This window comes from Sphingomonas parva (ex Maeng et al. 2020), assembly GCF_004564275.1.
GTDB classification, from domain to species: Bacteria; Pseudomonadota; Alphaproteobacteria; order Sphingomonadales; family Sphingomonadaceae; genus Allosphingosinicella; species Allosphingosinicella parva.
In genome coordinates this window covers 1-6103 of the sequence record NZ_SPDV01000099.1, presented here as the reverse complement: position 1 = coordinate 6103, position 6103 = coordinate 1, and the positions used below count along the sequence as shown (strand labels likewise).

Sequence of the window (6103 nt, the reverse complement as noted above, 5' to 3'; positions counted from 1 at the left end):
CGCGGCATCGAGCCGCACATCCCGGTCTTCGACAAGTCGCGTCGCACCGACGGCACCTTCAGCCGCGAGGCATTCGTCTACGACCGCCAACGGGACGAATATCGCTGCCCGGGTGGCAAGCCGATGCGGACCAGCGGCACGCTCGTCAACGACGGCGCCACTTTGCTCTATCGCGCCAGCAAGCTCGACTGCGACAGCTGCGGCTTGAGGGCGCAATGCTGTCCCAACGAGCCCGCCCGCAAGCTACCGCGCTCGATTCACGAAGGCGCTCGCGACATGGCCCGCGACCTGTCGCAGACCGACGCCTACCTGACCTCCCGGCGTGAGCGGAAGAAGGTCGAGATGCTGTTCGCGCACCTCAAGCGGATCCTGAAAGTGGATCGGTTGCGGCTGAGAGGACCAAATGGAGCGAAAGACGAATTCCTCCTCGCCGCCACCGCCCAGAACCTCCGCAAGCTGGCCAAGCTGCTCCCGGAGGCGTCACCGGCGAGGGCGGGGTGATCCCGCTCAGCCGTGCTCGCGCTCAACCGCAGCAACGTCCGCTCTTGTCAGTAGCAGACGTTTTTCAACACTATCGGTCGCCACCGGAAGTAGCCACCCCGCCCGGGCTGGAGGTCCGCTTTTCCAAGTCATCGCCTCAAAGCAGAGGGTCCGTTTCCGGCCAGGGTCAGTCGGTTGAGATCGGCGATCCAATGGGCGCACATTCATGAGTACGCCTGCCCTTACCGCGGTCGCCTGGCGAGCGGCTGACCCACGCCCCTCTACAGCTCCCCGCCCCCCCACCACCCTTCGGGCGGTCCCCCCTCCCCATCGCCTTCAGCGACAGGGAGGATGGCTGAGGCGGCCGCTGCTACCCCTTCCGCCTCAGTCCCATCCCCCTCAGCACGCCGTCGAGATGCGCCAGCGCCTCCTTCGTCGGGCCGGGATAATCCCCCTCAAGCGGCTCGTTGCCGATGTAGCCGAGCTCGCCGATGCCGGGCTCGCTGGTGTAGTAAGCGCCGGTGGTGAGGAACTTCATCTTGTCGACGAAGGCCCTGCCCTTCGGGTCGGCCGCGGCGGCGGCGTGGAGGAGAGCGGCGCGCTTCTTTTCGTCGAGATCGGCGAAGCTGGTACCGGCCTGGCGGGGCTTCTGCGCCGCCTCGAGCCAGGCGAGGCCGCTCAGCACCAGGACGCGGTCTGCCTGCTGGTCGGGGTAGGGCGCGCTGATCCATTCGTCGACGAAGTCCTGGATGCCGATCGCGCTCGGCGCCGGCCATTGGCCTTCCGCCGGCAGGATGGTGTCGCAGATCGCGGCGACCGTGCGCAGCTCCTCCTTACCGAGCGTGCGGGGCCAGGGGACTGTGGGCTCGAGCATCTTCGGATCGGTGCCGTAGCCGGAGGCATTGATCGCCTTCACCTCGGCGTTCGGCCAGGCCGGCGGTGCGTCGGGCGGGGTGGTGGCGGTGCCGGGCTGGGCGGTGGCCGCGGGACCGGCCGGCGGGGCGGCGTAGGCGCCGCGCAAAGGCGCCGCGGCCGCGGCCATCGCGCCGGCGAGCCAGCTGAGGGTGACGCGGCGATCGACCCGGATGCCTTTGCCGTCCGCGGCCGTCGTTGCGATCGGGGCCTCTTCCCTCTCCTCCCCGCTCATGCTCTCGCTCCCTTCGAGGCCTTCAGCATCGCGACGCTGCTCCGCCAGGCCAGCGCCATGATCGTCAGGGTCGGGTTCTTGTCCGGATTGGACGGGAGGACGGAGCCGTCCATCAGCCACAGGCCGGGCACGTCCCAGGCCTGGCCGGTCGGATCGACGACCGAGCTCTTCCGGTCGCCGCCCATCCTCGCGGTGCCGACCTCGTGGATCATCTCGCCGCCGGCGCTGATCTTGACCGGCCCTTCGGCGTCCTTCGGATTGTCGAGCTTCGCGCCGATCCGGTCGAAGATCCGAAGCATCGTGCTGCGCATGTGCTCGGCCTGGCGGATCTCGTGTTCCGACCATTTCCAGTGGAAGCGGAGGACGGGAATGCCCCAGCGGTCCTTCACCTGCGGATCGAGCTCGCAGAAGCAATCGTCGTTGGGGATCATCTCGCCGCGGCCGGCCATGCCGATCGTGGTGCCGAAGCTGCGGCGCATGTGCTCGCGCAGGCCCGGCCCGAAACCGTCAAAGTTGAGGCTGTTCCAGCCGTGGCCCATGCCGGGGTGCTTGGTCCAGTCGCCCCAGACCTCGAGATGATAGCCGCGCGGGAAACCGAGCTCCTTGTGCCGATCGTCCTGCCACCAAGGCATGTAGACATGGGCGAAGGAGATGCCGTCCTCATTGTAGCGCGGCCGGCCCTCCAGGGCGGGGACGCGGGCGCCCATGCCGAAGCCGACCGTGTCCATCAGATTGCGGCCGACCTGTCCGGAGCTGTTGCCGAGTCCGTTCGGGAAATTGCCGCTCTTCGAGTTGAGCAGGATGCGGGCGCTCTCGCAGGCGCTGGCGGCGAGCACCACCGCCTTGGCCCGCGCCTCCCGCCACTCGCCGGTCTTCTTGTCGACGTAGCGGATGCCGTTCGCCTTGCCGGCCTGGTCGAGCAGGACCTCGGCGACCATTGCGTCGGTGGTGACGGTGACGTTGCCGGTGGCGAGCGCCGGGGGCAGCAGCACCGTCACCGCCTGGAAATTGGCGCGGATCGAGCAGCCGCGGTCGCAGGGCGAGGCGTAGAAGCATGCGTCGCGCCCGTCGATCGGGCGGGTGATGACGGCGCGCGGCGGGGCGATGCAGGGGATGCCGAGATCGTCGCAGGCAGCCTTCAGGAGCAATTCGGGAACGCGGGGCACGGGCGGCGGCTGGCGCACGCTCGCCGGCGACGGCGGCACGTTGGGCAGATCGATGTTCTCGCCGATCACGCCCATCAGCCGCTCGGCGCGGTCGTACCAGGGCTTGATCTCGTCATAATCGATCGGCCAGTCGACGCCGAGACCGTCGCGGCTGTACGGCTTGAAGTCGAGCGGGCCGAAGCGCGGCACGTGGCGCGCCCAGTGGTTGGTGCGGCCGCCGAGCATGCGCGAGCGCCACCAGGTGAAGGTCGAGCCGTCGGCGACAGTGTAGGGCTCGCCGGGCACCTGCCAGCCGCCGTCGACGGTCGCGTCATAATAGCCGAACGGCTTGTCCGGGGTACCGACCGCCCGCAAGGGCGCCTCGCGGTCCCAGTTCATCATCGGCGTTTCCGATTCCGGGTCGTAATGCCGCCCGGCCTCGAACATCGCCACCTTCACACCCGCCTTGCCCAGCGCGTAAGCGGCCATGCTGCCGCCGACGCCGGAGCCGACGACGATCACGTCCGCGTCCATCCTGCCCCCTCACGCGGGCCTCGCGCGGGCCCGTTCGCCGGCGATCATCGCGGGGCGGGGGCGGGAGCGCAAGGGGGCGCGACGTCGGCACGGTCCCCTTCGCGCCGTCTCCTCCAGAAGGGGCAATCCGGGAAGCGTCCTGCGGCTTCAGCAAAATAGCGTGCTCGACGAATCTGCTCTTGGGCCCGCAGCGCCGCCACGTGCCCAGAATAAGCGACGCCGAGCTTACCGGCGGCGAGCCAATGCTGCGCCGCCAGCAGCCGCTAGCGCGCGCCCGCCGCCACCAGCCATGAGGAAGCGATCCGCCAAGGATCGGTGGGCATCCCCGGCCGGAACGCTCGGCGGATATCCACTTCTGCACAGACGGTCCCCAGACGTTTTGGGAGGTGACACGAGTTGTCCCTTTCCTTGCCGATCCGGATGGATATCGAAGCGCGAGGCCCGCCGAGGCCGCTGGCGTCAGGACGGGTCTCGCGGAGTTGGCCGTGAGCAAGGCGGCGCTCGCCGCCGTTACGCCGTCAGCTCACGGGGACGTGCGGGTCGCCAGGAACATACCTGCCGGGTTGAACGGCTGGCCAGCGACATGCTCGTCGCCGTACATGACCAGGAAGGCACCGAGCTCCGGCACCTCGTCGGTGCTGAAGAAGTAGCCCCATGTGCCGAAATCGTCGACACCATTGTAGACGAAGCCGGGAATCGTGAGCCCATCGGCCTCGAAGACAATGTCCTCGACATAGCTCAGCACACCGTTGAGCACGTCTCCGCACCAGTCCTCGCGATAGGAGCCGGCGTCGCCGCGCAGGATGTAAACGAACTGCGCGGTGTTGCCGTCGCCGCAATCGATCGCGACGGTATAGGTGAAGTCACGCTGCCCTGCGGCGCGGCTACGGCCCATCTGCTGTTTCGACCTGATGTCGACGCGGCCCGCAGCCTTGAGGCTGCGAAGCGAAAGCTCGGTCATTGCGCATCTCCTCTCTTGGACGGTTGGTTCACAGGGCCGGAGAAGCGGGCGGACGCATGCGGCCGCCACGTCCAGCCGCACTCAGGATTGCACGGGCGCGGCTGAATGCGCGTGACGGCCGTCACGCGCGCAATCAGGCATTGATCACGGACAAGTCGCCTAGCCGAGCCTCGCCTTCGCTGCCCTGCGGGGAAACCGTTCGGTAAGCCCGCCAGTGCCGCGAGCGCCCGCCGCCTGGGCGACTGCACTGACGCAGCCGATCCGCAGGCAGGTTCCCGAAACCTGATCGGTCGGAGCGTGAGGACAGCAGCGCCCGCGCGCTGCTATTTCTTAGGCTTGGCGACGTTGACGACAACGTTGTCGCTGTCGCCGGGCGAACAGGGGTCCGGATCCAGCGCCGACATGCTTTGGTTCGCCACCACCTTCATGCGGGCCTCGCGCGGGCCCGTTCGCCGGCGATCATCGCGGGGCGGGGGCGGGAGCGCAAGGGGGCGCGACGTCGGCACGGTCCCCTTCGCGCCGTCTCCTCCAGAAGGGGCAATCCGGGAAGCGTCCTGCGGCTTCAGCAAAATAGCGTGCTCGACGAATCTGCTCTTGGGCCCGCAGCGCCGCCACGTGCCCAGAATAAGCGACGCCGAGCTTACCGGCGGCGAGCCAATGCTGCGCCGCCAGCAGCCGCTAGCGCGCGCCCGCCGCCACCAGCCATGAGGAAGCGATCCGCCAAGGATCGGTGGGCATCCCCGGCCGGAACGCTCGGCGGATATCCACTTCTGCACAGACGGTCCCCAGACGTTTTGGGAGGTGACACGAGTTGTCCCTTTCCTTGCCGATCCGGATGGATATCGAAGCGCGAGGCCCGCCGAGGCCGCTGGCGTCAGGACGGGTCTCGCGGAGTTGGCCGTGAGCAAGGCGGCGCTCGCCGCCGTTACGCCGTCAGCTCACGGGGACGTGCGGGTCGCCAGGAACATACCTGCCGGGTTGAACGGCTGGCCAGCGACATGCTCGTCGCCGTACATGACCAGGAAGGCACCGAGCTCCGGCACCTCGTCGGTGCTGAAGAAGTAGCCCCATGTGCCGAAATCGTCGACACCATTGTAGACGAAGCCGGGAATCGTGAGCCCATCGGCCTCGAAGACAATGTCCTCGACATAGCTCAGCACACCGTTGAGCACGTCTCCGCACCAGTCCTCGCGATAGGAGCCGGCGTCGCCGCGCAGGATGTAAACGAACTGCGCGGTGTTGCCGTCGCCGCAATCGATCGCGACGGTATAGGTGAAGTCACGCTGCCCTGCGGCGCGGCTACGGCCCATCTGCTGTTTCGACCTGATGTCGACGCGGCCCGCAGCCTTGAGGCTGCGAAGCGAAAGCTCGGTCATTGCGCATCTCCTCTCTTGGACGGTTGGTTCACAGGGCCGGAGAAGCGGGCGGACGCATGCGGCCGCCACGTCCAGCCGCACTCAGGATTGCACGGGCGCGGCTGAATGCGCGTGACGGCCGTCACGCGCGCAATCAGGCATTGATCACGGACAAGTCGCCTAGCCGAGCCTCGCCTTCGCTGCCCTGCGGGGAAACCGTTCGGTAAGCCCGCCAGTGCCGCGAGCGCCCGCCGCCTGGGCGACTGCACTGACGCAGCCGATCCGCAGGCAGGTTCCCGAAACCTGATCGGTCGGAGCGTGAGGACAGCAGCGCCCGCGCGCTGCTATTTCTTAGGCTTGGCGACGTTGACGACAACGTTGTCGCTGTCGCCGGGCGAACAGGGGTCCGGATCCAGCGCCGACATGCTTTGGTTCGCCACCACCTTCATGCGGGCCTCGCGCGGGCCCGTTCGCCGGCGAT

The 6103-nt window shown here is 68.1% G+C and carries 5 protein-coding genes; 1 reads left to right on the top strand and 4 read right to left on the bottom strand.

Features of this window, described 5'->3' with window-relative positions:
- A partial coding sequence (locus E2493_RS20760; protein ID WP_191993021.1) for a transposase occupies positions 1 to 501 on the top strand: 501 nt, incomplete at its 5' end.
- 349 nt (positions 502 to 850) lie between these two features.
- Here E2493_RS20760 and E2493_RS20755 read toward each other — a convergent pair.
- From E2493_RS20755 to E2493_RS20740, 4 genes are all read right to left on the bottom strand, one after another.
- The gene (locus E2493_RS20755; protein WP_135090665.1) at positions 851 to 1627 is read right to left on the bottom strand and encodes a gluconate 2-dehydrogenase subunit 3 family protein; all 777 of its coding nucleotides are present in this window, start codon (positions 1625 to 1627) and stop codon (positions 851 to 853) included.
- Positions 1624 to 3306, bottom strand: a complete 1683-nt coding sequence (locus E2493_RS20750; protein WP_135090663.1) for a GMC family oxidoreductase — start codon at positions 3304 to 3306, stop codon at positions 1624 to 1626. The genes E2493_RS20755 and E2493_RS20750 overlap by 4 nt, the downstream gene beginning before the upstream one ends.
- A gap of 523 nt (positions 3307 to 3829) precedes the next feature.
- Positions 3830 to 4267, bottom strand: a complete 438-nt coding sequence (locus E2493_RS20745) for a hypothetical protein (RefSeq protein ID WP_135089928.1) — start codon at positions 4265 to 4267, stop codon at positions 3830 to 3832.
- A gap of 938 nt (positions 4268 to 5205) precedes the next feature.
- On the bottom strand, positions 5206 to 5643 hold the full coding sequence (locus E2493_RS20740) for a hypothetical protein (protein ID WP_135089928.1): 438 nt from the start codon (positions 5641 to 5643) through the stop codon (positions 5206 to 5208).
- Positions 5644 to 6103: the final 460 nt, after the last annotated feature.

What these genes read in the sequence shown, in the direction of transcription:
- E2493_RS20755 (WP_135090665.1), bottom strand. Translation starts at nt 1,627, where the DNA reads ATGAGCGGGGAGGAGAGGGAAGAGGCCCCGATCGCAACGACGGCCGCG.
- E2493_RS20750 (WP_135090663.1), bottom strand. Translation starts at nt 3,306, where the DNA reads ATGGACGCGGACGTGATCGTCGTCGGCTCCGGCGTCGGCGGCAGCATG.
- E2493_RS20745 (WP_135089928.1), bottom strand. Translation starts at nt 4,267, where the DNA reads ATGACCGAGCTTTCGCTTCGCAGCCTCAAGGCTGCGGGCCGCGTCGAC.
- E2493_RS20740 (WP_135089928.1), bottom strand. Translation starts at nt 5,643, where the DNA reads ATGACCGAGCTTTCGCTTCGCAGCCTCAAGGCTGCGGGCCGCGTCGAC.